We start from the raw sequence: 24224 nt of genomic DNA on the forward strand, positions 1-24224 counted from the left end.
TCAGACGTGCGGGACGAACTCCTGCCACGCCACGCGCTTCGTGGCGCGGGGGTCGGACTCGATCCGGTCACGGCGGTCGATGATCAATGTGAGGCGGTAGTCGTCGTCCGTCGCGGCGTCGTAGCGCGGCCACGCCGGATCACGGGGACCCGGCTTCATCTCCGCCTCCGCGGGCAGCGGTCCGTCCGGGTCGCCGGTCGCGGCGAAGGCGAGCCAGCGCCGCTGCATCCGTTCACCGGCCGCGATGAATGCCTTCCGGCCGCCGATCACGGTCATCGCACGCCCGAACAACGAGTCCATCCGGTCGAAGACGGCGAACAACTCCAGGCCGTGGGTGGCGTCGAAGCCCAGCATCCGGATCAGCCGGGGAGCGATGTCGAACCGGTAGAAGTGCACCGGAGCGAACTGCGCATGCCGTTCGCCCACCTTGATGCTCGGGTACCAGAACGAATAGTCGCCGCCGAAATCGGCCGCCGGCCGGCGTTCCGGCAGGCCGGGGTACTCCCTTTTGATGGCCTTGCGCGTCTTCTTGCGGGTTCGCGAGAAGATCGCACGGATGCGGGCGGGCGACGTCGCGAGAATGTCCAGCCGACCGATGAACAGCGACCCCTCGCGGTCGTTGGTTCCGATGATCAGGGGAACCGGATGCGCATCCCCACTCTTGAACGCATCGAGCGGTCGCATCGGCAGGTAGTCGCCGTCGATCACCGGGCACAGGCAGATCGTCCCCGGGTTCTCGTCGGGCGTGCGCAGCTGGAGTGCCGTCGTCGCGCGCACGATGGCACCGATGTCCGCGTGTTCGAGCAGGGTCACCGCATCTTCAGGGGTGGTGGACTCGACACTCGCGTCGTCGACCTCCGCGCTCAGCAGTTCCACGAATTCACCGGCCCATTTCGCCGTCAGGTCCGGGAGGTAGAGCGCGTTCGGCGGTGCGCTCTGGGCGATGGCCCGGTGGAACAGGCCGCGCGCAGCAGGGGTCGTCATCAGCGTCGTCACGGCGTTCGCGCCCGCCGACTCGCCGAAGACCGTCACGTTGCCGGGGTCACCCCCGAACGAACGGATGTTGTCGCGCACCCACTCGAGCGCGGCCACCTGGTCGCGCAACCCGAGGTTGCTCTCGAACGGTCGTTCGGGCGTCGAATAGCGGGTGAAGTCGAGGTAGCCGAGCGCGCCAAGGCGGTAGTTCATGGCCACATACAAGACACCACCACGTCGCGCCAGCGTCTCGCCGTTGTGCGGCACCGAGCCGACCGACCCGACGCTGTATGCGCCGCCGTGGATGAACACCATGACGGGTGCCGGCTCCGCGTACCCGCCCGCGCGACGGAGCACCTCGAGCGTCAGGCAGTCCTCTCCCATCGGCGTCCCCGGTTTCGCGCCGAGGAACTGCCCACGGTGGGCCTGCGGCGACACCTTGCCGTGCTCGGCGGCGTAGCGGACGCCCTCCCAGGGCACGACCGGGTGGGGCGCACGGAAGCGCAGCCGCCCGATCGGCGGTTCCGCGTACGGGATGCCGCGCCAGGCATCCACTCCCCGTTCGCTGATGCCGCGCACGACACCGCCGGTCACGGGCACGTCGAGTGCTGAGCTGGTACGCGTGTCGACGGTCACCCTTCGAGATTAGACCGCGGGCACCGGATGGTGCGTCCCCCATCGCCTATGAATCGACCCACACTCCGGGCGCCGCAGGTCGAGTCGGCCCGGTCAGCCTCGGCCCGGTCAGAGCCGGTCGACAGCACGTACGCGGATGACGGCGACCCCGGCCTCCGCCGACGCAGCGAGGTCGACGTCGGCCGAGATCCCCCAGTCGTGATCGCCTTCCGGATCGTCGAGGATCTGCCTCACCCTCCATACTCCTTCGGAGATCGCGGGCGTCTCGTCGACGACGATCATCGCCGAGCTGCGTGCGTCGGCATCGGTGCCGATCTCGTCGTGTTCAGCGAAATACGCTTCGAGCGCATCCGCCCAGTCGAGCGCGCTGAAGCTCGGCAATGCCGGGCTCGGCAGGGCAGCGCCTGGTGAAGGCGCGGTTTCGCCGCCTGCGCCCGCGGGAGACAGCGTCGCCGCCTCCGCCTCGAGCCTGCCCAGCTCCTCGAACTTGTCGAGCGCGGCCAGCTGCACCCGGCGGAACAGTTCGTTGCGCACCAGCACCAGGAATGCGCGACGGTTGGTGGTGACGTTCTTCGGCACCGGCGGTGCGATCGCTGCCGCTTCGGCCGCATGCCTGGCCGAGTCGGGGTGCACGAGCTCCTCCCACTCGTCGAGAAGGCTCGAATCGACCTGACGCACGAGTTCGCCGAGCCATTCGATGATGTCGCGCAGGTCGTCGTTGCGCAGGTCGGACGGCACCGTCTGGCCGAGCGCCCGGTAGGCGTCCGACAGGTAGCGCAGCACCACCCCCTCCGACCGGGCGAGCTTGTAGAACGCGATGAACTCGCCGAAAGTCATCGCCCGCTCGTACAGGTCGCGCACGACCGACTTCGGCCTGAGCTCGAAATCGTTCACCCACGGCTGGCTGCTCGCGTACGTCTCGAAAGCGGCGGTGAGGAGTTCGTCGAGGGGTTTCGGATGCGTCACCTCTTCGAGCAGTTCCATGCGCTGGTCGTATTCGACACCGTCGGCCTTCATGGCGGCGACGGCTTCACCGCGAGCGGCGAACTGCTGGGCCGACAACACCGGGCGCGGGTCGTCGAGGGTGGCCTCGACCACGGAGATCAGATCGAGCGCATAACTCGGGTTCGGTGCGGCTTCCGTGCCGGGGTCGAGGAGCTCGAATGCGGCGAGCGCGAACGGTGAGAGCGGCTGGTTCAGTGCGAAGTTCGGCTGCAGGTCGACGGTGAGACGGATGCTCTTGAGCCCGTCCGGGCCATCGACCACTTCGACAACGCCCGCCGTCAGCAGCGTGCGGTAGATGCCGAGCGCGCGCCGGGCGAGGGCGAGCTGCCGTCGCCACGGCTCATGGTTGTCGAACACCAGGGCGCGGACGTGCGCGAAGACGTCTCCTCCGCGAGCGACCACGTTGATGATCATCGCGCTCGTGATCTGCATGCTGGATGTCAGGGTCTCCGGCTGCGCATCGACGAGCTTGTGGAACGACGGTTCACCCCAGGAGACGAAGCCTTCCGGAGCTTTCTTGCGCACGATCTTGCGCCGCTTCTTCGGGTCGTCGCCCGCCTTCTCGATCGCCTTCAGGTTCTCGGTCTCGTGCTCGGGCGCCTGCACCACCACGGTGCCCGCCGTGTCGTAGCCGGCCCGCCCGGCGCGGCCGGCGATCTGGTGGAACTCGCGCGCGTTGAGCTGCCGCATGCGCACACCGTCGAATTTGGTCAGCGCCGTCAGAAGCACCGTGCGGATGGGGACGTTGATGCCGACTCCGAGGGTGTCGGTTCCACAGATGACGCGGAGGAGACCGCGCTGGGCGAGCTGCTCGACGAGGCGCCGGTACTTGGGGAGCATTCCGGCATGGTGCACGCCGATACCGGCCCTGATCAACCGGGAGAGGGTCTTACCGAAGCTCGTCGTGAAGCGGAACTCGCCGATCAGGTCGGCGATCGCATCCCTCTGCTCCCGGCTGGCGATGCGCGCGCTCGACAGGGCCTGCGCCCGCTCCAGCGCCGCGAGCTGGGAGAAATGCACGATGTACACCGGTGCCTGGCCTGTACTGAGCAGGTCCTCCACTGTCTCGTGCACGGGCGTCGTCTCGTAGTAGTAGTGCAGCGGCACGGGTCGCTCGACACCGGTGACCGTCGCCGTCTCGCGGCCTGTGCGGCGGGTGAGGTCGTCGGCGAGCGCCGTGACGTCGCCGAGCGTGGCAGACATGAGCACGAACTGCACGTTCGGCAGGGTCAGCAGCGGCACCTGCCACGCCCAGCCGCGATCCGGGTCGGCGTAGAAATGGAACTCGTCCATCACCACCTGCCCGACCGGGGTCTCCGCCCCCTGGCGCAGCGCGAGGTTGGCGAGGATCTCCGCGGTGCAGCAGATGATCGGAGCATCGGCGTTCACCGCGGAGTCGCCGGTCATCATGCCGACGTTCTCCGCTCCGAAGATGTCGACGAGCGAGAAGAACTTCTCGGAGACGAGCGCCTTGATGGGCGCCGTGTAGAAGGTGCGGATGCCGCGGGCCAGCGCCGTGAAGTGCGCGGCGACCGCAACCAGCGATTTGCCGGTCCCGGTCGGGGTGCTGAGGATCAGGTTGGCACCCGAGACGATGTCGATGACCGATTCGTCCTGCGCCGGGTAAAGGCTGATGCCGCCTGCCTCGACCCAGTCGACGAACGCCTGGTACACCGCATCTTCGTCGAATCCCCCCTCGCCGCGTGCGCTGGCGTCGGCCGGAGAAGGAATGTCGAAGACGGAAAGGGTGCGGGGCAGGGTGCGGGCGTCGGCCATGGTGCTCCAAGACTGTCATGCAATGCACGAGGAGCGCACAGCATCCACGTCGTAAGCACAGCATTCGCTCGTAAGCTCAGTGCATGGTCGTGCGTGACTCCCCCGCGCAGAGTTCGGCGCCTCCGGCTCAGCCGCCTCCCCCGCGCGCTCCGTGGTGGCTCGCGGCTGCGGTCGGCGTCGCCGCCGTTCTCGCCGGACTCGGCGCGGCAGAGCTGGTGAGTTCGTTCATCGCCCAGAACGGCAGCCCGATCCTCGTCGTCGGCGCGGCCGTCATCGACCTGGTGCCCGGGTGGCTCAAAGAGGCGGTGATCTCCGTCTTCGGCACCAACGACAAGGCGGTGCTGATCATCAGCCTCGCGCTGGTCGTCCTCGTCGGCGCCGGTGCTGCGGGAATCGTCGAGGACCGCCGGCCACCGTGGGGACGCATCGTGATCGTCGCCGGTGGCGCGCTCGGGGTGCTCGCGGCCCTGACCCGGTCATCCGCCTCGCTCTGGGACGCCGTGCCGTCCCTCGTCGCGATGATCGTCGCAGCCGTGCTGCTCACCGTGCTCATCCGGATGCTTCACGGCACGTTGCCCACACGTGTCGCGCCGCGGGGAAGCGTCAGCCGACGCAAATTCGTGGGTGCGACCGGGGCGGCGGCCGTGCTGGGCGTGGTCGGCATCGTGCTCGGCCAGGTCATCTCGGCCGGATACCGGGCGGCGACGACGGCCAGGGCGTCGTTCCACCTCCCGGCGCCTTCGGTGCCCGCGCCGCCCATCCCTGCCGGTGCGTCGTTCCCCGTGCCGGGTCTCTCGCCTATCATCACGCCGAACGCGCAGTTCTATCGCATCGACACCGCCCTGCAGATCCCGGGGATCGATCCGTCGACGTGGAAGCTGAAGATCACGGGGATGGTCGAGAACGAGGTGGAGCTCAGCTTCGCCCAGCTCCTCGCCCTCCCGCTCGAGGAGAGCACGACGACCCTCACCTGTGTATCGAACGAGGTCGGGGGGAACCTGATCAGCAATGCGACCTGGCTCGGCTACCCCATCCGTCACCTGCTCGCCCAGGCGAAGCCGTCGGCGAACGCCGACATGGTGCTGTCGCGCAGCCAGGACGGCTGGACGGCGAGCACCCCCCTCGAAGCGCTGACGGACGAGCGCAACGCGATCCTGGCAGTCGGCATGAACGGCCAGCCGCTCCCGCTCGAGCACGGTTACCCGGTGCGGATGGTGGTCCCCGGCCTGTACGGGTACGTTTCGGCGACCAAGTGGGTCGTCGAACTCGACGTGACACGCTTCGACAAAGTCACGTCGTACTGGACGGACCGCGGCTGGTCCGAGCGCGGGCCGGTGAAGCTCTCGTCCCGCATCGACGTTCCGTCCGGCGGGGCGAACGTCAAAGCGGGTGACGTCGTCGTGGCCGGCGTCGCCTGGTCCCAGCATGTCGGGGTCAGCCGCGTGCAGGTCCAGGTCGACGACGGGTCGTGGAACGAAGCCACGCTGGCCGACGCGATCTCGGCCGACACGTGGCGGCAGTGGAAGTGGGTGTGGCCGGCCGGCTCCGGACACCACACCCTGCGCGTGCGGGCGACCGACGCGAACGGCAAAGTGCAGACGGCCAAGGTGCAGGATGTGGTGCCGAACGGCGCCACAGGACTGCACGAGATCTCGGTGTCGGTCGACTGACCGCGCACGTCGGCGGATGACGAAACGTAGGGTGGACGACATGACCGAAACGTCTTCGCACGCCGAGCCAGCTGCGGCGCCCGGAATGCGCCCGGGACCCCTCGTCGGGCCCGGACCGGTGCTGTCGGCTGCACGACTCGAACGGTATTCCCGCACGCTGGCACTCCCCGGCTTCGGCGACGAAGCTCAGCGACGCATCCGCGCGGCCAGGGTTCTTGTGATCGGCGCGGGCGGACTGGGGAGTGCGGTCATCCCGGCCCTCGCTGCGGCCGGCTTCGGCACGATCGGTGTGGTCGACGCGGATGCGGTCGAAACGAGCAACCTGCCCCGCCAGAGCCTGCACACCCCCTCGGATGTCGGGCGTTCGAAGGTCGCATCGGCGCGGGACACGATCACCGGCCTCGACTCCGAGACGCGCGTCGTCGCCGTCGGTGCGATGCTCGACTCCACCAACGCGCTCGAGCTCTTCGAAGAATTCGACCTCGTGCTCGACGGGAGCGACAACTTTCCGACCCGCTATCTCGTCGACGACGCGGCGACGCTCGCCGGCATCCCCGCCGTCTGGGGTGCTGTACACCAATTCGGCGGCCAGGTGGGCCTCAGCTGGGCGCAGTACGGCCCGACCTACCGCGATCTGTTCCCCGTGCCGCCCGAGCCCGGGTCGGTTCCCAGCTGCGCAGAAGCAGGCGCGTTGCCGTCGGTCTGCACCGTCATCGGCGGTCTCATGGTGACCGAGGCGATCGCCCTCGTCACCGGCATCGGGGAACCGCTCCTCGGCCGTGCGATCGTGCACGACGGACTCCGCGGCACGTTCCGCGAGGTGCGCTATGAGCGCGACCCGCTCGCCGAGCCGATCACCGGCCTCATCGACTACGAGCTCTTCTGCGGTATCGACGCTCAGCCGGATTCGTCGGCCGGAGTGGCGTCGCTGGCCGAACGGACCGGTGGCGGTGTGAGCAACCGGGAGCTGCAGGAGCTCCTCGCGAGGGGCGAGAAGATCACACTGATCGATGTGCGCGAGCCGTGGGAGGCGCAGCTCGCCTCCATCCCCGGGTCGGCCCTCGTGCCGCTCGGCGAGCTGCAGGCCGACCTCGACGATGACGCCGAAGGCGTCGCGACCGCCCTGCGGGATGCGAGCGTCGTCATCTACTGCCACTACGGGCCGCGAGCCGAAATGGCGCGACGGCTCCTGATCGAAGCGGGCGTCGCCGACACCGTCGTGCTCGTGGGCGGCATCGACGCCTGGGCGCGCGAGATCGACCCGGAGATGACGCGGTACTGACCGCGCCGTCTGCGCGATACTGAACGCATGACGCCCTCAGCCACCGTCGACGACCACGCCGGACTCATCGAGCGGCTGGTCGCCCCGGTGATCCAGGCTCTCGGCGCCGAGCCGGTCGCAGTGCTCGACGCCCTCGGCCGGGTGAGCGCAGCGGACGTCCACAGCGACGTGGACCTCCCCCTGTTCCGCAACTCGCAGATGGACGGGTTCGCCGTGCGGGCGGCCGATGTGGTCTCGACGCCGATCGCCCTCGAAGTCACCGGCGATATTCCCGCCGGGCACGCGACCCCGGTCACCCTCATCGCGGGTACGGCGCTCAGGATCATGACGGGCGCACCGATGCCGACCGGTGCCGACGCGGTCGTCCCCGTCGAAGACACAGAGCTCGTACTCGGCAGGGACGACGCCCTCGACGGGGCCATCGTGACCATCTCGCGAAGCCGGAAAGCCGGGGAGTACGTCCGCGAGCGCGGCAGCGACCTCAGACGCGGCGACCTCCTGCTCGCTGCGGGTACCCGGCTCGCACCCCGGCACCTCGCTGCGCTCGCTGCGGCAGGCATCGCCGACGTGGATGTGCGCAGGCGGCTGCGGGTCGGCGTCATCACCACCGGTGCCGAACTCGTCGCACACGACGAAGAGCTCGCCGCCGGCCGCATCTTCGACGCCAACCGCGTGGCCCTGACAACCGGCATCGCCGAGGCCGGTGCCGTCGTCTCCGTCGCCGAGAGCAGCGACGACGATCCGGACACCTTCCGGCGCATCCTCGACGACGTCGTGGGCGCATCCGACCTCGTCATCACCTCCGGTGGCGTCTCGAAAGGCGCTTTCGAGGTCGTGAGGGAGGTGCTCGAGCCGCTCGGGGCATCCGTCGGATCGATCGCGATGCAGCCGGGCGGTCCGCAGGGCACTGCCGTCGTCGACGGTGTTCCGGTCGTCTGCTTTCCCGGCAACCCGGTCAGCACGCAGGTCTCGTTCGCCGTCTTCCTCGCGCCGCTGCTGCGGCGGATCTCGGGTCTGCCGGCCGAGTGCACCGGGACTCGAACGCTCGTGTCACCGATCGTGTCGGTCCACGGCAAACGCCAGTTCCTGCGGGGGATCACCGGCGTCGACGGGACCGTTGCGCTGGCGTCCGGTCCGAGTTCGCACCTCGTCGCCGCCATGGCGCGGGCGGATGTGCTCATCGACATCCCCCTCGAGACGACACACCTCGAGGTCGGCGAGACCGTCACCGTCTGGTACCTGTAAGCGGATGGAACCTGTGAGGAGCACGATGTGAGCGACAACGACGACCGGGGCCACGACGACCTGGGGCAGGCCGCGCGGACGAGCGAAGCGCGAACCCAGGGAGTGAGCCTCTCGCACGTCGACGACGAGGGCCGCGCGCGCATGATCGATGTGAGCGGAAAACCCGAGACGGCACGCGTCGCGATCGCCCGCGGACGGGTTCAGACCACTGCAGAGGTCGTCGCGCTCGTCCGCGCCGACGGGCTCCCCAAAGCGGATGTGCTCGCCACCGCACGCATCGCCGGGATCGCCGGGGCGAAACGCACCTCCGATCTCATCCCACTGTGCCACCCACTGCCGCTGACCGGCGTCACGGTGATCTTCGAGCTGGGCGACTCCACGATCGACATCGAAGCGATCGCCCGGACCACCGGACGTACCGGTGTGGAGATGGAAGCTCTCACCGCGGTCGCGATCGCCGGTCTCACGCTGCACGACATGATCAAGGCCGTGGATCCGGGATCGACGCTCACGGACATCCGCCTCGACTTCAAGAGCGGCGGGAAGCGCGGCCGGTGGGAGCGCGGGCGCGCGGATGCAACCGCAGCACCTGTGCCGGCGGGCCCGCGGACCGCGCGGGTGCTCGTCGCGTCGACCCGTGGTGCCGCCGGCGAACGTGAGGACACGACCGGCCCCGTCATCGTGGACTGGCTCGCGGCCCGAGGGTTCGCGACCGCGCCTGCTTCTGTCGTCGCCGACGCCGATATCGCGGTCGCGCTGGCGGATGCCGTTCGTGAGCAGCCATCCGTCATCATCACGACCGGCGGTACCGGCGTATCGTCCACCGATGCGACACCCGAGGCGACCGCTGCCGTTCTCGATCGCGAGCTGCCGGGCATCGCCGAAGCCCTCCGTTTCCGGGGACTCGCCAGCACCCCGGCCGCCGCCCTGAGTCGCGGGCTGGCCGGTACTTCCGGCCGCACGGTCGTCGTCAACCTTCCGGGTTCGCGCGGCGGTGTCGCGGATGGGCTCGACGTGCTCGACGGCATGCTCGCCCATCTCGTCGACCAGGTCTCCGGCCCAGCACAGCACGATGAGTCCGCGCCGTCACACCCGCACTACGGTCAGCACCATGACTGACCTCGTCGCGCGGATCACCGCAGAACCCATCCGGCCCGGCGAACTCGACAGCGTCGTGCTCTCGCCGGCGAACGGTGCCATCGTCGGCTTCCAGGGGATCGTCCGCGACCACGACGGCGGTCGCGGGGTCTCCCTCCTCGAATACCAGGCGCATCCCGACGCCGAGCGGTTCCTGCTCGACTGCTGTCGCACCGTCTCCGATCGCACCGGCCTGCCTGTCGCGGCCATCCACCGCGTCGGCTCGCTCGTCGTCGGCGACCTGGCCCTCCTCGCGGTCGTCGCCGCACCGCACCGCGCGGAGGCTTTTGCGGCGTGCGCCGACCTCGTCGAGCTCATCAAAACCGACGTACCGATCTGGAAACGCCAGCACTTCGCCGACGGCGTCTCGGAGTGGGTCGGTCTCTAGGTCGCAAGGATTCCTCCCGCATCAGCAGATTCGGTCATACGATGTGATTTATGCCGCAAATACGGGTAAGGGATGCCGCGCTGTACCTGGGAGTGAGTGACGACACCGTCCGGCGGTGGATCGAGGCGGGAACCCTCGAGAGCAGTCGCGACGGTGCCGGACGCACCGTCATCGACGGCCTGGCACTCGCCGAACTCGCCAGAAGCAACGCCGTGCTCCCCACCGATCCCTCGGAGGTCGGACGCTCCGCTCGCAACACTTTCGTCGGCCTGGTCACGAACATCCTGATGGACACCGTCATGGCGCAGGTCGAGTTGCAGTGCGGGCCCCACCGGGTCGTTTCCCTCATGAGCAGCGAAGCCGTTCGCGAACTCGGTCTCGAACCGGGCTCGGTCGCGATCGCCGTCGTCAAGGCGACCACCGTCATCATCGAGACTCCGCAGGGAAAGGACTGAACGGATGCGCGCGACACATGCAGTGACAGGTGCCGGACACCGGCTACGCGTCCTCATCGGGGCTACAGCGTTCGCCGCGGCCACCCTGCTCGGCGTGACCGCGTGCTCCTCGGGCGGAGACGCTCCGGCTCCTGCCGCATCGACGTCAGCCCTCAGCGGATCCATCACCGTCTTCGCCGCCGCCTCGCTGACGAAGACGTTCACCGAGATCGGTGCCGACTTCGAGAAAGCGCACCCGGGTACGACAGTGAGCTTCTCGTTCGCCGGGTCGAGCGACCTCGTCTCCCAGATCAAGGAAGGCGCCCCCGCCGATGTGTTCGCGTCAGCAGACCAGACCAACATGAAGAAGGTCACGGATGCCGGACGTGCCGCCGGAGTTCCCGTCGACTTCGCGACGAACGTGCTCGCGATCGCCGTGCCTCCCGGAAATCCCGCGAAGATCACCGGCTGGAACGATCTCGCCAAGCCCGGCGTCAAGGTCGTGGTCTGCGCCCCGCAGGTGCCGTGCGGTGCCGCGACGGTCAAAGTCGAACAGTCGACCGGGGTGACCCTGCATCCGGTCAGTCAGGAATCGGCGGTCACCGATGTGCTCGGGAAAGTGAGTTCGGGTGAAGCGGATGCGGGAATCGTCTACGTCACCGATGTGAAAGGCGCCGGATCGAGTGTCGAATCCGTTCCGTTCCCCGAAGCCGGCGGCGTCATGAACGTCTACCCGATCAGCGTGCTGAAAGGGGCGCCGGACAGCAAGGTCGCCGACGCCTTCGTCACGTACGTCACCGGCCCCGAAGGGCAGAAGGTGCTGAGTGTCGCAGGTTTCGGCAAGCCGTAGGACGACGGAGCGATTCGGTGTCCCCCGCTGGGTCGTCGTCATCGCCGTCGTCGGCGCACTGTTCATCGTTCTCCCGCTGGTCGCCCTGGTCACCAGGGTGGACTGGTCGAACTTCATCCCCCTCATCACCTCGCCGTCGGCGATCGATGCGCTGCTGCTGAGCTTGCGGACGTCGCTGGTCGCAACCGTTCTCTGTATCGTGCTCGGTGTGCCGATGGCTGTCGTGCTCGCCAGGACCACCTTCCGCGGCCAGCGGATCGTGCGGGCACTCGTACTGCTCCCCCTCGTGCTCCCCCCGGTCGTCGGCGGTCTCGCGCTGTTGTACCTGTTCGGTCGGCGTGGCCTGCTCGGGTCGACGTTCGACGTGCTCGGCATCACCATTGCATTCAGCACCACGGCCGTGATCCTCGCCCAGACTTTCGTCGCACTGCCGTTCATCGTCCTCAGCCTCGAGGGTGCGCTCCGAACGGCCGGCACACGCTACGAGGCGGTCGCCGCAACGCTGGGTGCGCGTCCGAGCGCCGTGATGTGGCGAGTCACCCTCCCCCTCGTGCTCCCGGCCGTCGTGTCCGGCGCCGTACTCTCGTTCGCCCGCGCCCTCGGCGAATTCGGTGCAACCCTCACCTTCGCCGGGAGCCTCCAGGGTGTCACGCGAACGCTGCCCCTCGAGATCTACCTGCAGCGCGAGACCGACCCGGATGCCGCTGTCGCCCTCTCGCTCGTTCTCGTCGTCGTCGCCATCATCGTCGTCGCGGTCGCCCACGGTGCTGCTGAACCCGCGCGCGCCCGGCTGAGGGATGCACAGTGACGCAGCGGTCGCTGAGCCGGATGCCCGGGCGGGATGCCCGGTGACCGTCAGCTTCGATGCCCGTCTGCGGTCACGCGACTTCGATATCTCCATCGATGTCGCCGACGGGGAGACCCTCGCCGTGCTCGGACCGAACGGCGCCGGAAAGTCGACCCTTCTCGGAGTGCTGGCCGGACTCATCCGGCCTGACGACGGTCGCGCGAGCCTCGGTGAGCGCGTTCTGTTCGACCTTTCCGCTGAGCCCCCGACCTGGCTGGCACCGCACCGTCGCGGCGTTGTACTCCTCGCCCAGGAACCGCTGCTGTTCCCGCACCTCACCGTGCGCGCGAATGTCGCCTTCGGTCCACGAAGCGCCGGTGCTTCGCGTGCGGATGCCGCGGCACGCGCCGAGCACTGGCTGACCGAAACCGAGACCCTCGGACTCGCAGACCGGAAGCCGGGCGAACTCTCCGGGGGTCAGGCGCAGCGCGTCGCCATTGCGCGTGCTCTCGCTGCGGAACCGCAACTGCTGCTGCTCGACGAGCCGCTCGCCGCCCTCGACGTCGCCGTCGCGCCCACGATCCGGAGGATGCTCAGACGCGTCATCGCGGACCGCACCGTCATCGTCGTCACACACGACCCCCTTGATGCGTATCTCCTGTCGGACAGGGTCGTCATCGTCGGCGGTGGACGGGTCGTCGAGGAGGGGCCCACCCGAGACGTGCTCGAACGGCCTCGCGCAGCGTTCACCGCGCAGCTTGCCGGTGTGAGCCTGTTGACCGGCCGACGCACTCCTGCCGGCCTCATCACGGACGAAGGCGTCGCGATCTCGGCCGTCGAATCACGCAGTGTCACCGTCGGCGGCGGAAGTGTGGCCGCGCGTTCGCCAAGCGGATCAGCAGCCGGCTTTGGCGCCGATTCCCGGGTCACGGCCGCACTGAGGCCGTCGGCCGTGCGCGTGGACATCCGTGACCCGGGTCGATCGGCTGTCGTCCCGGACGGAATGAATTCCGTCGTCGCCACCGTTCGCGATCTGGAACCCCACGGAGACCTCGTCCGTGTCCGAACCGAATGGCTCTCCGCCGATGTCACACCCGGTCGGGTGGCCGACCTCGACCTCGCGCCCGGCACGCCCGTCGTACTCTGGTTCGCTCCGGCCGACGTGGACCTCTACCCCGCCTGAACCGTGTGACCGACGTTCAGCCGCCCGCGAAGGGAGGCAGAACATCCACCGTCTTCCGGATCGTGCGCGACGGATCCCGGCTGACGACCGCATCCACCAGGAACGAACCCGAACGCATCACCCGTTCCATCGGCTCCCCATACCGGCTCGCGAGCGCGGTGCGAAGGGCGAAGACAGTCGGCTCCTCGAGCGCGATCGTTTCTTCTTCGCGTCCTGCCGCATCCGCTGCCGCCGCGAAATAGCGAACCGTCACTGTCGTCTGCGTCACACCTTCACCATAGACCGGCGGCGGCACGTGCGAATAAGCTGCGATTGTTCCGCAGCGCACCACGCGACACACGTCATCTCGCCATGAGGAGCGAACCATGGGAATCATCTCGAACGGCTTCCTCGGTCGTCGACGTACCGACGACCCGCGCCTGCCACCAGGACAGTACCTGACCGAAGGGTTCCCGGTGCTCTCGGCCGGCCCCACCCCGAAGGTCGCCAGGTCCGAGTGGGAATTCACCATCACCAATGAGACTGGCAAGGTCTACCGGTGGAGCTGGGACGAGTTCATGGCCTTGCCGCAGGACGACGTGAGCACCGACATCCACTGCGTCACCAGCTGGTCGAAACTGGGCACCAGCTGGCGCGGCGTCAAACTCGACACGTTGTTCGAAAACGTCGATAGCGATTGCGAGTACACCATGGCGCACTCGTACGGCGGATACACGACGAACGTTCCGCTGAAAGATCTGCTCGACGGCAAAGCCTGGGTCGCGCACCAGTTCGACGGCAAAGATCTCGCCCCGGAGCACGGCGGTCCGGCGCGGTTGCTCGTTCCGCACCTGTACTTCTGGAAGAGTGCCAAATGGGTTCGCGGACTCGAAATGTTGCGCCGCGACGAGCCCGGGTTCTGGGAGCAGAACGGCTACAACATGTACGGCGATCCCTGGCGAGAAGAACGCTATTGGTAGGCAGCAGCTGGAAGGTGGCCGATGTCGTCGCCGTGCACGAGGAGACCTCGAACGCCCGCACGCTTCGGTTGCGCGTGCCGAAGCTCATGGGGCACCTCCCCGGCCAGCATGTCGATGTTCGGCTGACCGCGCCGGACGGCTACCAGGCCGTGCGGTCGTATTCCGTTGCGTCTGCGCTGGCATCGGATGAACTGGAGATCACCGTGGAGGAGCTCGCCGACGGCGAGGTCTCCCCTTATCTCGTCCACGGTGTCTCGGTCGGCGACCAACTCGAAATCCGTGGACCTGTCGGCGGCTGGTTCGTCTGGCACGCCGAAGACGCCTCGCCCACCCAGCTCATCGCCGGCGGTTCCGGGGTTGTGCCTCTGATGTCGATGATTCGCGCACATGCCGCTTCGCGGAGTCTCGCTCCGTTCAGGCTGTTGTATTCCGTGCGCAACCCTGACGCTGTGTTCTACCGTGACGAGCTCGCCCAGCTGGCCATGCCAGGAGCGGCCGCGCCCCTCGACCTTACATTCGTGTACACCCGTGTCGCCCCTCCAGGGTGGTCGACGCCGCCTGGACGGTTGGATGCGGACCTTCTCGCCCGCAGTATCCTTCCCGCCTCAGAGAATCCCGCCTTCTTCATCTGTGGAGCGACCGGGTTCGTCGAAACCGTGTCCGACTGGCTCGTGCAGGCCGGACACGATCCCGATCGCATCAAGACCGAACGCTATGGCGGGATCGGAGGAGCATCATGACCGAGATGGTCGAGGACTTCGAGCGGCAGGACTTCCCTCGCAAGGACTACATGGACGGCAACGCCGCCGCCGGCATGCTTTCGTCTGTGTTCTCTGCAGACGTCACCAGTGCCCGTGGCCGGTGTGTGAACTGCGGGAACGAGGCGGTCGTAGCTGCTTCCCGGCTGTACCCGGATGACCACGGCATGGTGCTGAGATGCGCCGTGTGTGAAAGCGTGCTCGTGCGGATCGTCGAAACGGATCATTCCACCTGCCTGGATCTGCGCGGGCTGGGATTTCTGGAAATCTTCGCCTGACTGTCCCTCCGCGAGGATCACCGCGTACCGCGCGGTAGTGTGCACAGGTGGAAGACGATGCAGCGGCCAATCCTGCATTGGACGTGCCCGCTGGTGTTCCATACCGGGTTCGCGATTGGTTGTTTCCGCCGCTGATCCTGGTCGCATTCGCTGCGATCGAGGCCTTCGGTGCGATAAATATCGGGTCACGCGCTGAGCCTGCGTCTTCAGTCGTTGCGGTGTCTCTACTTATCCTGGCCGCTGTCGGGCTATGGATATTCGGTTACCTTGCCTATCGCGATCTCACGCCGCAGGCCGTCGAACGATACTTCGTGACGGGAATTGTATCGCTCATCATTGCCGGCCTTTTGCTGGCAATAGGCTGGCTCCTTCTGCTTTGGGCAGGACGCCTTTCAGCCAGCCTTAGATTCAGGCCACTCAGGCTCCTTCGGACCGTTATGCCAGCCCGCCTGTGGCTGCGCACGGCGATCATCGCCGCCATCGTTGGCGTCATCTGTTACCTTCTGCTCCCCCTAGCAGCCGGACTGCAACTCGTCCCACTCGTCATACTCATGAAAATCGGTCAGATTGTTGCCCCGCTGGTCTGCGGATTCGCGTTTCGTCTACGGCCCGGCGCATCTGGAATGTTCTGACCCCGGCGGCGCCAGACGTTGCGCCTCCGTCAAGATATGGCGCGTGGTCATCAGTGAACGGCTACTCCGTACCCCCGCCTGTGGAGGACTCGGCAAATCCCCCCGGTCACGCCCACGGGCCCATTCAGCAGGGCGCGAGTAGACTCCTCCGGTGCTGCACGAGACCCCCGCCGAACCCGACGACCCGACCGACCCAGCGAATCCGGCGAATACCGCGACCGCGCCGACTCCGCCGATTCCCGCGACCCCAGCGCAGCCGATCGACCCGGTCGATCTCGCCACGACCCTCCGGGTCCTGGCCGCGATGCAGGATCTCGACGAGGACAGCGACGAATTCATCACCGTCCGTCGCGCAACCGCACACATGTTCAAGGCGGTCAAGAAGGCTCGCCGCCGCGAACTCCGTGACGCCGTACAGGACGCCGACCGCGCGGTCGTGGCGGCAACGGCGACCGGCGCACCCGACCGTATCGACGACGAGACCCGCGGTGTCCAGCTCGCGATTTCAACGAGCGCACCGACCGCCGGCACGCTCCTCAAATCCCGCGCCTGCTACATCTGCAAGAAGCACTACACGGTTGTGGATTCCTTCTACCACCAGCTCTGCCCTGAATGCGCGTCATTCAGTCATCTGAAGCGCAACGCCCGAACAGACCTCACGGGCAAACGCGCCCTGCTCACAGGCGGACGCGCGAAGATCGGCATGCACATCGCGCTCCGGCTGCTCCGCGACGGCGCCCACACGACGATCACCACCCGGTTCCCGCGCGATGCGGTCCGGCGGTTCTCCTCCCTGCCGGATGCACCGGAGTGGCTGCATCGCCTCCGTGTGGTCGGCATCGACCTTCGCGATCCGGCACAGGTGGTCGCACTCGCCGATTCGGTGGCATCGCAGGGCCCGCTGGACATCCTGATCAACAACGCCGCCCAGACGGTCCGCCGCTCCCCCGGTTCGTACTCGTTTCTTGCGGATGCGGAGACCCAGCCCCTCCCGGACGGCCCGCTCCCTGAGATGGAGACCTTCGGTCACACGAACGATCCGCACCCGCAGGCGCTCGAAGCATCCGTCGCCAGCCACCCCATCCTGTCGGTCGCGTCCCTCGCGGGCACGGTGGCCGCTTCGGCGGCACCGGTGCTGACAGCGGATGACCTGGCAGCGCTCGCGATGGCCCCCGGCTCGTCGTCGCTGGCGCGTCACGCCGACGGCAGCGCGATCGACGCAGGCGGACTCGTCCCCGACATCAACCACGTGAACAGCTGGACCCAGAACGTGGAAGATGTCGATCCACTGGAGATGCTCGAGGTGCAGCTCTGCAACACGACGGCGCCGTTCCTGCTGATCAGCCGACTTCGCGCTTCGATGGCGGCGACCGCATCCCACCGCTCCTATGTTGTGAACGTGTCGGCGATGGAGGGCGTCTTCGGCCGTCGTTACAAGGGCCCCGGCCACCCGCACACGAACATGGCGAAGGCTGCCCTGAACATGCTCACCCGCACGAGCGCCCGTGAGATGTTCGAGACCGACGGCATCCTGATGACCAGCGTCGACACGGGATGGATTACCGACGAGCGTCCCCATTTCACGAAGGTGCGCCTGGCTGAGGAAGGCTTCCACGCGCCCCTCGACCTGGTGGACGGCGCAGCGCGGGTCTACGATCCGATCGTCCGTGGGGAGTCCGGCGAGGACATCCACGGCGTCTTCCTGAAGGACTACCGCGTCTCGGCATGGTGACCTCGCGGGAACGCTAATCTGATTGTGCGCAACCGCGCGCAACGCGAAGAAGGATGCAGATGTCCACCACTCCCGCGGAATCCACACCGGTTCCCGGACAGGCGCACATTCCGCCTCCCCGACGCCAGCTGAGCCCGTTCCGTTACTGGCTGCTGAAGGGCATCGTCGACGAACGCGGCCAGCACCAGGGCCCGCACGGGCAGACTCCCGAGCGTACGCACTCGTGGTGGCAGGTCATGTGCCTGACGGGTGTCGACTACTTCTCGACCCTGGGCTACCAGCCGGCGATCGCGGCACTCGCGGCGGGGCTCATCGCGCCCTTCGCGACACTCGTGCTGGTGGCGCTCACGCTGCTCGGCGCACTGCCCGTCTACCGCCGTGTGGCGCGCGAAAGCTTCAAGGGTTCCGGCTCGATCGCAATGCTCGAACGCCTTCTCCCGTGGTGGGCAGGAAAGCTTTTCGTCCTGGTCCTCCTGGGATTCGCGGCGACGGACTTCATGATCACGATCACGCTGTCGGCCGCGGATGCGTCCGCGCACGCGATCGAGAATCCGTTCGCTCCGGCGTGGTTCCACGGCAACCAGGTCGGTATCACACTGTTCCTGCTGGCATTGCTGGGAGCTGTGTTCCTCAAGGGGTTCCGGGAGGCGATCGGGATCGCGGTGGTCCTCGTCGCGATCTACCTCGCGTTGAACGTCATCGTAGTCGGGGTGTCCATCGGCGAGGTCTTCACCCACCCGCTCGCGGTCACCGACTGGTGGACGGCACTCACCACCTCGCACGGCGATCCGCTGATCATCGTCGGCATCTCCCTGCTCGTGTTCCCCCGCCTCGCGCTCGGCCTGTCCGGCTTCGAGACCGGCGTCGCAGTGATGCCCCAGATCAAAGGCGCACCGAACGACGACCCCGAGTACCCGCGCGGGCGCATCCGCGGCGCAGGACGGCTTCTGAGCACGGCCGCGATCATCATGAGCGTCTTCCTCATCACCTCGAGTTTCACGACCACGCTGTTGATCCCCCAAAGTGCTTTCCAGCCGGGCGGCCCAGCGAACGGCCGTGCTCTCGCCTACCTCGCACACGAGTTCCTCGGCAACGGCTTCGGCACGGTGTACGACATCAGCACGATCCTGATCCTGTGGTTCGCGGGCGCCTCGGCGATGGCCGGCCTGCTCAACCTGGTGCCCCGGTATCTTCCGCGGTACGGCATGGCCCCGCAATGGTCCCGCGCCGTGCGACCCCTGGTGCTGGTCTTCACGACGATCGCGTTCATCATCACGCTCGTCTTCCAGGCGAACGTGGATGCACAGGGCGGCGCATACGCGACCGGCGTGCTGGTGCTCATCACCTCCGCATCCATCGCCGTGACCCTGTCCGCCAGGCGCAAGCGCCAGCGCAACCGCACCATCGCGTTCGCGATCATCTCCGTCGTCTTCATCTATACGACGATCGACAACATGATCGAGCGGCCAGACGGCCTGCGGATCGCGAGCCTGTTCATCCTGGGCATCCTGGTGATCTCGCTCGTCTCCCGTGTCGGCCGGTCCTTCCAGCTGCGTGCGACGAGTGTGACCCTCGACGTCGGCGCGCTCGACTTCGTGCTCGAGGACGCCGAAGAGGGCGAGATCCGGATCATCTCGCATGAACCGGACGTGGACACCGACAAGGAATACGCGGAGAAGAACAAGGACGAACGCCGTTTCAGCCACATACCGCAACGGGCACGCACGATCTTCCTCGAGGTCTACCCGTCCGATTCGTCCGACTTCGAAGAAGACCTCATCGTCGAGGGCGTGATCAAGCACGGCTACCGTGTGCTGCAGGTGCGCAGCGGCAACGTCCCCAACACGATCGCAGCGGTGCTGCTGGAGATCCGGGATGTGACCGGCGTCGTCCCGACGATCTACTTCGAGTGGACTGAAGGCAACCCGATCTCGAACATGTTCCGCTTCCTCATCACCGGAGGAGGCGAGGTCGCACCGGTGACCCGCGAGGTGCTGCGCGAAGCGGAGAGGGACGTCAAGCGGCGTCCGGCCGTGCACGTCAGCTGACGGCCGGACGGCGGAGGGTCAGATCGCCCGCACCGAGTTGTTGCGCGCGTCGTGCGTGAGTTCGACGTATCCGAGCCGCTCGAGCAGCGGCGGCAGGTACATTCCGAACCGACCGCGATAACCCTTGCGCAGGCCGTACCAGCCGCCGACGGGATTGCCCTCGTCGCGGCCCCAGGCTTCGACCGTCCCCGCGCCTGCGGGCTTCTGTTCGTCCGCGGCGCCCAGCGGGACCCAGTCGCCCTGTGCGACCAGCCACGCCTGCAGATCGTCGATGGCGCTGAGGTGGTAGAGCAGCTTGGTCGAGCCGACCTGGCAGACGAGTGCGGGCGGGTCGGCGCTCTCGTCGCGGTACATGGTGTACTCGCTCGTTCCCGGCGCCGTCTTCAGCACCCACGGATCGTCCTTGGTTCCCTGCGCCATCTCGCGCTCCCCTGCTCAGCGGCCGGTCGGGTCCGACCAGCTCAAGGCTAACGCCGACCGCGCCTGCCCGCACCACGTCCGCCGTGCGACGACCCCTTCGAACCTTTCGTTGTCGAGCGTCGCGCACCTCCTGAACCGCCACGTGCCTTACCCGGGCCGGCTGCACCCGTTGCAGGCCGCGACTTGGCCGCGTTCTTCTCCCGTGCGTCTGCGGCCTCCGCGGCCGCGACATCGGGGTTGCGGGAGCTGTGAGCCGCGCGCCCGCGGACGATGCCGATGAACTCGTCCACCCACTGGTTCTCCGAATCCCGGGGCCAGGCGAGGGCGACCTCGGCCGGCGCGGCATCCTCGAGTCGCATGGCGACGACATCACGCCGGCGCAGGGCCTTGGCGACGGACTGCGGCACGACGCCGACCCCTGCGCCTTCCGCGATGCGCCGCATCAGCGTCTCGTCCCATTCATCGTCGGCGGGAGGCGCGACGAACGTCTCATCGTCGAGGTCGGCCAGCAACAGCTTCTTCTCCAGCGTCAGCACGTGCTCGTGGTGCATGACGGCGACGACGTTCTCGGCATAGAGCGGGATCACGTGCAAGCCGTCGACGTCGATGGGCAGGCGCACGAACGCGAGGTCGACTTCGCCGAGATCGAGGCGCACTCGCAGCTCATCCGGGCGCTCCCTGACCACGGAGAGCTCCACATCCGGATGCCGTTCCTCGAAGACACGGGTCCATTTTCCGACCGTCACGCCGAGCGGGAACGCGATGGTGAAAGTTCCCGGTGCCATGTGTCGAGGGTAGCGCGGGATACCCTGAGTTCATGAGCGCCGACAAGAAGCCGCAGACCATGAAGCCGGCGACGGCAGCGAAGAAGCTCGGGATCTACCTCCCGGCCGCTCCGGACGGCTTCGGCGACCATGACATCACCCGCGCCGAACTCAACGAACTGCTCGCCGAGCCGCCCGCCTGGCTGGCCGAATTGCGACGCGAGGGCCCCCACCCGCGTGATGTCGTCGCGAACAAGCTCGGCGTCTCCGTGTCCGGGCTGGCTCGCGGCGGTATCACCGAAGCGCTGACGACCGCAGAGATCAAAGACCTCCTCGCCGCACCCCCGGAGTGGCTCGTGAAGGAGCGTGCGACGCACGCCGAGGTGCGCGCCGAGAATGCTCGCGTCAAGGCGCGCAACGCAGAGCGGGCGGCACGGTCTGCCGCGAACGACGGACGCTGACGTCGGCCGCGAACAACTGACGCTGCCACTACCGCTGACGCTGCCGCTGCCGCCGACCCTCAGATTCCGGTGGGGTCTGTCCCGCGCGTCTCCGTCGAACCGTTCGGGCGACGGGCGGCCTGCGCGATCACCTGGCCACCGCTGACCAGCGCCCTGCGCCAGGGTGCGACCCCGTCGATCTCGATCTGAAGCGAAAAGCTGAGCACGACCCGGATGAGCACGATCACGGCGAGTACGACGGCGTCGGTCAGCGACGGCGGCGACGTGACCGTCTTGACCAGGTCTGCTGCGACCAGAAGTTCGAGCCCGAGCAGGATGACGCCCCCGATCGCCGCCCGCAGCGTGCGGAAGGCAGCGCCTCCGTCGCGCGAGCGCACCCATGCGCGCAGCGCGATCCCGATGGCGACGACGAATCCGACCACCATGGTCGCGACACCGAGGAACTCGAATGCGATCGTCACCGTCTCGAAGAAGTCCTGCACGCGCTCATGGTCCCACACGTCGGCGCTGGAGCTGAAAGTGCCGCACCGCTGCATCGCGACGCGAGCGCCGGGGCGGCTGCGCTGCGCAGGTCGCCCCGGGTGCAGAATGAGCGCATGGAACCCGTGAAGCGGCCTCCGACGAGTGTCGGTCGTGAAGCCCAGTCGGCCATCTATCGCGATGGTGTCTCCGGTCGCCGGCCCCGCATCCCTGTCGGGTGGACCGCTCTGGAGCGTGAGGCGAGGCGGCGCCTGTCGCGGCCAGCCTTCGCCTACATCGCGGGCTCTGCCGGCCTCGAGCGCACCGAGACGGCCAACACCGCGGCGTTCCGCGACCACCGGATCGTGCCGCGCGTGCTGCGCGACGTCGCCCACCGCGACCAGTCGATCGAGCTGTTCGGCGTGCGCAGGCCGACACCGTTCTTCCTGTCGCCGATCGGCGTGCTCGATCTCGCGCATCCCACCGCAGATATTGCGGCTGCGCGAGCGGCCGCACAGGCGGGGGTGCCCGCGGTCCTGTCCAACCAGGCGTCGACCCCGATGGAGGACGTCGCACGGGCGATGGACGCCGGTCGCACCGCGAACGACACCGCCGCGCGCTGGTTCCAGTTGTACTGGAGCTCCTCGGACGAGCTCGTCGCGAGCTTCGTGACGCGTGCAGAACGCGCCGGCTGCGAAGCCATCGTCGTCACTCTCGACACGCACGTGCTGGGCTGGCGACCCCGCGACCTCGATCTCGGCTACCTGCCGTTCAGTCGCGGACGCGGGATCGCGCAGTACACCAGCGACCCGGTCTTCCAGCGGCTCGTGCAGGAACGTGTCGACGACGCACGTCGCGCTGCGGCGCAGAACGTGGATGCGGCGGAGTCCGCCGGTGCCACGGATGCCGCACCGCCGCCCCGCACGCGCGTCACGCCCGCTACGATCGCCTCGCTCGCCAGCATCCTGCGCCACCACCCGGGCAACCTGCTCGACAATCTCCGCTCACCTCTCCCCCGCGCGTCAGTGGAGACCTTCCTCGACGTTTTCGCGAATCCCGCGCTCACCTGGGAACGCATCGCTTTCCTGCGCCAGCACACCACGCTGCCGATCGTGCTGAAGGGCGTTCTGCACTCCGACGACGCGACCCGCGCTGTCGAGTACGGAGTGGACGGCGTGATCGTCTCCAATCACGGCGGCAGGCAAATCGACGGCGAGATCGCGAGCCTCGACGCCCTGCCGGGTGTCGTCGAAGCCGTCGCCGGCCGCATCCCCGTGCTCTTCGACAGCGGGATCCGCAGCGGTGCGGATGCGGTGATCGCCCTCGCGCTCGGTGCCTCAGCCGTCGGCATCGGCCGGCCGTACGCCTACGCCCTCGCGATCGCCGGAGAGAACGGCGTCGGCGAACTGCTGCGCAACTTCTCGGCCGAGCTCGACATCACGATGGGTCTCGCAGGCGCGACGTCGATCGCCGGGCTGACGGCGGACATCCTCGACGATCAGCCGAAGGCCTCCCGGATGCGGATGAGCAGCGCACGTCCGTAGGCGGTCGCAGCGTCGGCATCCTCATACGCGGCGATCCCGCCGTTCGCGCCCGGCTCGTCGACCTCCACCCTGAACCCGTCGCCGGTGCGCTGCAGCGAGCGGAAGGATGCACCGAGCAGTTCCCGCAGCTGGTCTTCCCTGGGCAGCCAGAGTGCATCCTCGAGGGCGAGCGAATCGAGGGCCCACTCAGTGGTCCCGTTGAAGCCGAGGATGGTGCCGGTGTCGAATTCGTGCGGTTCGATCGTCATCTCGCTGACGGTGAAGTGCTCGCCCTGCAGTTCGGGGCGGTCGATCGCGAAGGAGTCGCCGGAGAGCGGACGCCAGCGCAGGCCTGCATCCCTCAGCTCGCGGGCGAGGACGAGATCGATCATGCGCCGGCCGGGGGCCACACCCCGATGATGATCGCCATGATGACGATGGTGACGAACTCGTGGGCGAGGTTGAGCACGGTCAGCCCGCTGGGTCTGCGGTCGAAGGCGTCGTGGGTGATCATGCGAGCGGCGGTGAAGCCCGCCCACAGGATGATGCCGGTCAGCACGGCGTTCCACAGGAAGCTGCCGCTGTAGAAGCGCCACGTGATGTCTGCAGCCCCGGCGAGGACCCAGGCAGTGATGAAGCTGACGACGACGGTGATGATCAGGGGAAACGCCGCGCCGGTGCGCATCGACTCCTCATCGTGCCCGACCGCCTTCAGCCAGTAGGTGCCGAAGACGCGCCGCGAATACCAGATCGCCCCGACGATCATGCTCGACGCAGTGGCGAGAAGGACGGCCCAGTAGTTGATCGCAGGAACCATGTCAC

General features: G+C 67.7%; 25 protein-coding genes. 17 read left to right on the forward strand and 8 right to left on the reverse strand.

From position 1 onward, the window contains the following. Both ACPPVQ_RS14315 and ACPPVQ_RS14320 read right to left on the reverse strand, forming a co-directional pair. Nucleotides 1-1611, reverse strand: coding sequence for a carboxylesterase/lipase family protein (locus ACPPVQ_RS14315; protein ID WP_426515766.1), 1611 nt, complete (start codon nt 1609-1611; stop codon nt 1-3). A 108-nt stretch (nt 1612-1719) separates the two neighbouring features. Further along, on the reverse strand, nt 1720-4392 hold the full coding sequence (locus ACPPVQ_RS14320; protein ID WP_426515767.1) for a DEAD/DEAH box helicase: 2673 nt from the start codon (nt 4390-4392) through the stop codon (nt 1720-1722). An 83-nt stretch (nt 4393-4475) separates the two neighbouring features. On the opposite strand from ACPPVQ_RS14320, the gene ACPPVQ_RS14325 reads away from it, so the two are divergent. From ACPPVQ_RS14325 to ACPPVQ_RS14365, 9 genes are read left to right on the forward strand one after another with little or no spacing between them, the layout of a single operon-like run. Further along, a complete protein-coding gene (locus tag ACPPVQ_RS14325; RefSeq protein WP_426515768.1) occupies nt 4476-6062 on the forward strand; it encodes a molybdopterin-dependent oxidoreductase in 1587 nt (528 codons plus the stop codon). Nucleotides 6063-6102: 40 nt separating this feature from the next. Continuing rightward, the gene (locus ACPPVQ_RS14330; RefSeq protein WP_426515769.1) at nt 6103-7344 is read left to right on the forward strand and encodes a ThiF family adenylyltransferase; all 1242 of its coding nucleotides are present in this window, start codon (nt 6103-6105) and stop codon (nt 7342-7344) included. Nucleotides 7345-7371: 27 nt separating this feature from the next. Beyond that, nucleotides 7372-8589: a molybdopterin-binding protein gene (locus ACPPVQ_RS14335; protein WP_426515770.1), complete on the forward strand. Its 1218-nt coding sequence runs from the start codon at nt 7372-7374 to the stop codon at nt 8587-8589. 27 nt (nt 8590-8616) lie between these two features. Beyond that, nucleotides 8617-9708 (forward strand): bifunctional molybdenum cofactor biosynthesis protein MoaC/MoaB, encoded by a 1092-nt coding sequence (gene moaCB, locus ACPPVQ_RS14340; protein ID WP_426515771.1) that lies wholly within the window; start codon nt 8617-8619, stop codon nt 9706-9708. Continuing rightward, entirely contained in the window at nt 9701-10114 is a 414-nt protein-coding gene (locus ACPPVQ_RS14345; protein ID WP_426515772.1) for a molybdenum cofactor biosynthesis protein MoaE, read from the forward strand. Before moaCB ends, ACPPVQ_RS14345 begins: the two co-directional genes overlap by 8 nt. Before the next feature lie 50 nt (nt 10115-10164). Beyond that, nucleotides 10165-10569, forward strand: coding sequence for a TOBE domain-containing protein (locus tag ACPPVQ_RS14350; protein ID WP_426515773.1), 405 nt, complete (start codon nt 10165-10167; stop codon nt 10567-10569). 4 nt (nt 10570-10573) lie between these two features. Further along, nucleotides 10574-11398 (forward strand): molybdate ABC transporter substrate-binding protein, encoded by an 825-nt coding sequence (modA, locus tag ACPPVQ_RS14355; protein WP_426515774.1) that lies wholly within the window; start codon nt 10574-10576, stop codon nt 11396-11398. Then, entirely contained in the window at nt 11373-12206 is an 834-nt protein-coding gene (locus tag ACPPVQ_RS14360) for an ABC transporter permease (protein WP_426515775.1), read from the forward strand. Before modA ends, ACPPVQ_RS14360 begins: the two co-directional genes overlap by 26 nt. Before the next feature lie 40 nt (nt 12207-12246). Further along, nucleotides 12247-13368, forward strand: a complete 1122-nt coding sequence (locus tag ACPPVQ_RS14365; protein WP_426521280.1) for a sulfate/molybdate ABC transporter ATP-binding protein — start codon at nt 12247-12249, stop codon at nt 13366-13368. Nucleotides 13369-13384: 16 nt separating this feature from the next. On the opposite strand, the gene ACPPVQ_RS14370 is transcribed toward ACPPVQ_RS14365, so the two are convergent. After that, a complete protein-coding gene (locus ACPPVQ_RS14370) occupies nt 13385-13636 on the reverse strand; it encodes a MoaD/ThiS family protein (protein WP_426515776.1) in 252 nt (83 codons plus the stop codon). 97 nt (nt 13637-13733) lie between these two features. Here ACPPVQ_RS14370 and ACPPVQ_RS14375 point away from each other — a divergent pair, with 97 nt between their 5' ends. From ACPPVQ_RS14375 to ACPPVQ_RS14400, 6 genes are all read left to right on the forward strand, one after another. Continuing rightward, nucleotides 13734-14327, forward strand: a complete 594-nt coding sequence (locus ACPPVQ_RS14375; RefSeq protein ID WP_426515777.1) for a sulfite oxidase-like oxidoreductase — start codon at nt 13734-13736, stop codon at nt 14325-14327. Nucleotides 14328-14341: 14 nt separating this feature from the next. Continuing rightward, nucleotides 14342-15067, forward strand: coding sequence for a ferredoxin reductase (locus tag ACPPVQ_RS14380; protein ID WP_426515778.1), 726 nt, complete (start codon nt 14342-14344; stop codon nt 15065-15067). Then, nucleotides 15064-15363 (forward strand): DUF6510 family protein, encoded by a 300-nt coding sequence (locus ACPPVQ_RS14385; RefSeq protein ID WP_426515779.1) that lies wholly within the window; start codon nt 15064-15066, stop codon nt 15361-15363. Before ACPPVQ_RS14380 ends, ACPPVQ_RS14385 begins: the two co-directional genes overlap by 4 nt. 47 nt (nt 15364-15410) lie before the next feature. Further along, nucleotides 15411-15995 carry a hypothetical protein gene (locus ACPPVQ_RS14390; RefSeq protein ID WP_426515780.1) on the forward strand — a complete coding sequence of 195 codons (585 nt, stop codon included), beginning with the start codon at nt 15411-15413 and terminating at the stop codon, nt 15993-15995. A 235-nt stretch (nt 15996-16230) separates the two neighbouring features. Continuing rightward, nucleotides 16231-17727 carry an SDR family NAD(P)-dependent oxidoreductase gene (locus tag ACPPVQ_RS14395; RefSeq protein ID WP_426521282.1) on the forward strand — a complete coding sequence of 499 codons (1497 nt, stop codon included), beginning with the start codon at nt 16231-16233 and terminating at the stop codon, nt 17725-17727. A gap of 59 nt (nt 17728-17786) precedes the next feature. Then, the gene (locus ACPPVQ_RS14400; RefSeq protein ID WP_426515781.1) at nt 17787-19775 is read left to right on the forward strand and encodes an amino acid transporter; all 1989 of its coding nucleotides are present in this window, start codon (nt 17787-17789) and stop codon (nt 19773-19775) included. 18 nt (nt 19776-19793) lie between these two features. Here the strand turns inward: ACPPVQ_RS14400 and ACPPVQ_RS14405 are convergent, their stop codons facing one another. Together ACPPVQ_RS14405 and ACPPVQ_RS14410 are read right to left on the reverse strand one after the other, a co-directional pair. Beyond that, nucleotides 19794-20195 (reverse strand): DUF6855 family protein, encoded by a 402-nt coding sequence (locus ACPPVQ_RS14405; RefSeq protein ID WP_426515782.1) that lies wholly within the window; start codon nt 20193-20195, stop codon nt 19794-19796. Between the two features lie 47 nt (nt 20196-20242). After that, complete coding sequence (locus ACPPVQ_RS14410; RefSeq protein WP_426515783.1) at nt 20243-20980, reverse strand: LysR family substrate-binding domain-containing protein; 738 nt, start codon at nt 20978-20980, stop codon at nt 20243-20245. A gap of 32 nt (nt 20981-21012) precedes the next feature. On the opposite strand from ACPPVQ_RS14410, the gene ACPPVQ_RS14415 reads away from it, so the two are divergent. Then, nucleotides 21013-21420 carry a DUF5997 family protein gene (locus ACPPVQ_RS14415; RefSeq protein WP_426515784.1) on the forward strand — a complete coding sequence of 136 codons (408 nt, stop codon included), beginning with the start codon at nt 21013-21015 and terminating at the stop codon, nt 21418-21420. A gap of 59 nt (nt 21421-21479) precedes the next feature. On the opposite strand, the gene ACPPVQ_RS14420 is transcribed toward ACPPVQ_RS14415, so the two are convergent. Continuing rightward, complete coding sequence (locus tag ACPPVQ_RS14420) at nt 21480-21902, reverse strand: DUF1622 domain-containing protein (RefSeq protein ID WP_426515785.1); 423 nt, start codon at nt 21900-21902, stop codon at nt 21480-21482. A 114-nt stretch (nt 21903-22016) separates the two neighbouring features. Between ACPPVQ_RS14420 and ACPPVQ_RS14425 the strand changes: the two genes are divergently transcribed. Continuing rightward, nucleotides 22017-23423, forward strand: coding sequence for an alpha-hydroxy-acid oxidizing protein (locus ACPPVQ_RS14425; protein WP_426515786.1), 1407 nt, complete (start codon nt 22017-22019; stop codon nt 23421-23423). On the opposite strand, the gene ACPPVQ_RS14430 is transcribed toward ACPPVQ_RS14425, so the two are convergent. Next, a complete protein-coding gene (locus ACPPVQ_RS14430) occupies nt 23378-23794 on the reverse strand; it encodes a hypothetical protein (protein WP_426515787.1) in 417 nt (138 codons plus the stop codon). The two genes, ACPPVQ_RS14425 and ACPPVQ_RS14430, sit on opposite strands and share 46 nt — an antisense overlap. After that, a complete protein-coding gene (locus tag ACPPVQ_RS14435) occupies nt 23791-24219 on the reverse strand; it encodes a DUF1761 domain-containing protein (protein WP_426515788.1) in 429 nt (142 codons plus the stop codon). Before ACPPVQ_RS14435 ends, ACPPVQ_RS14430 begins: the two co-directional genes overlap by 4 nt. Between the last annotated feature and the right edge of the window lie 5 nt (nt 24220-24224).

It is taken from the genome of Leifsonia sp. McL0618, assembly GCF_049994905.1.
Taxonomy (GTDB): Bacteria; Actinomycetota; Actinomycetes; order Actinomycetales; family Microbacteriaceae; genus Diaminobutyricibacter.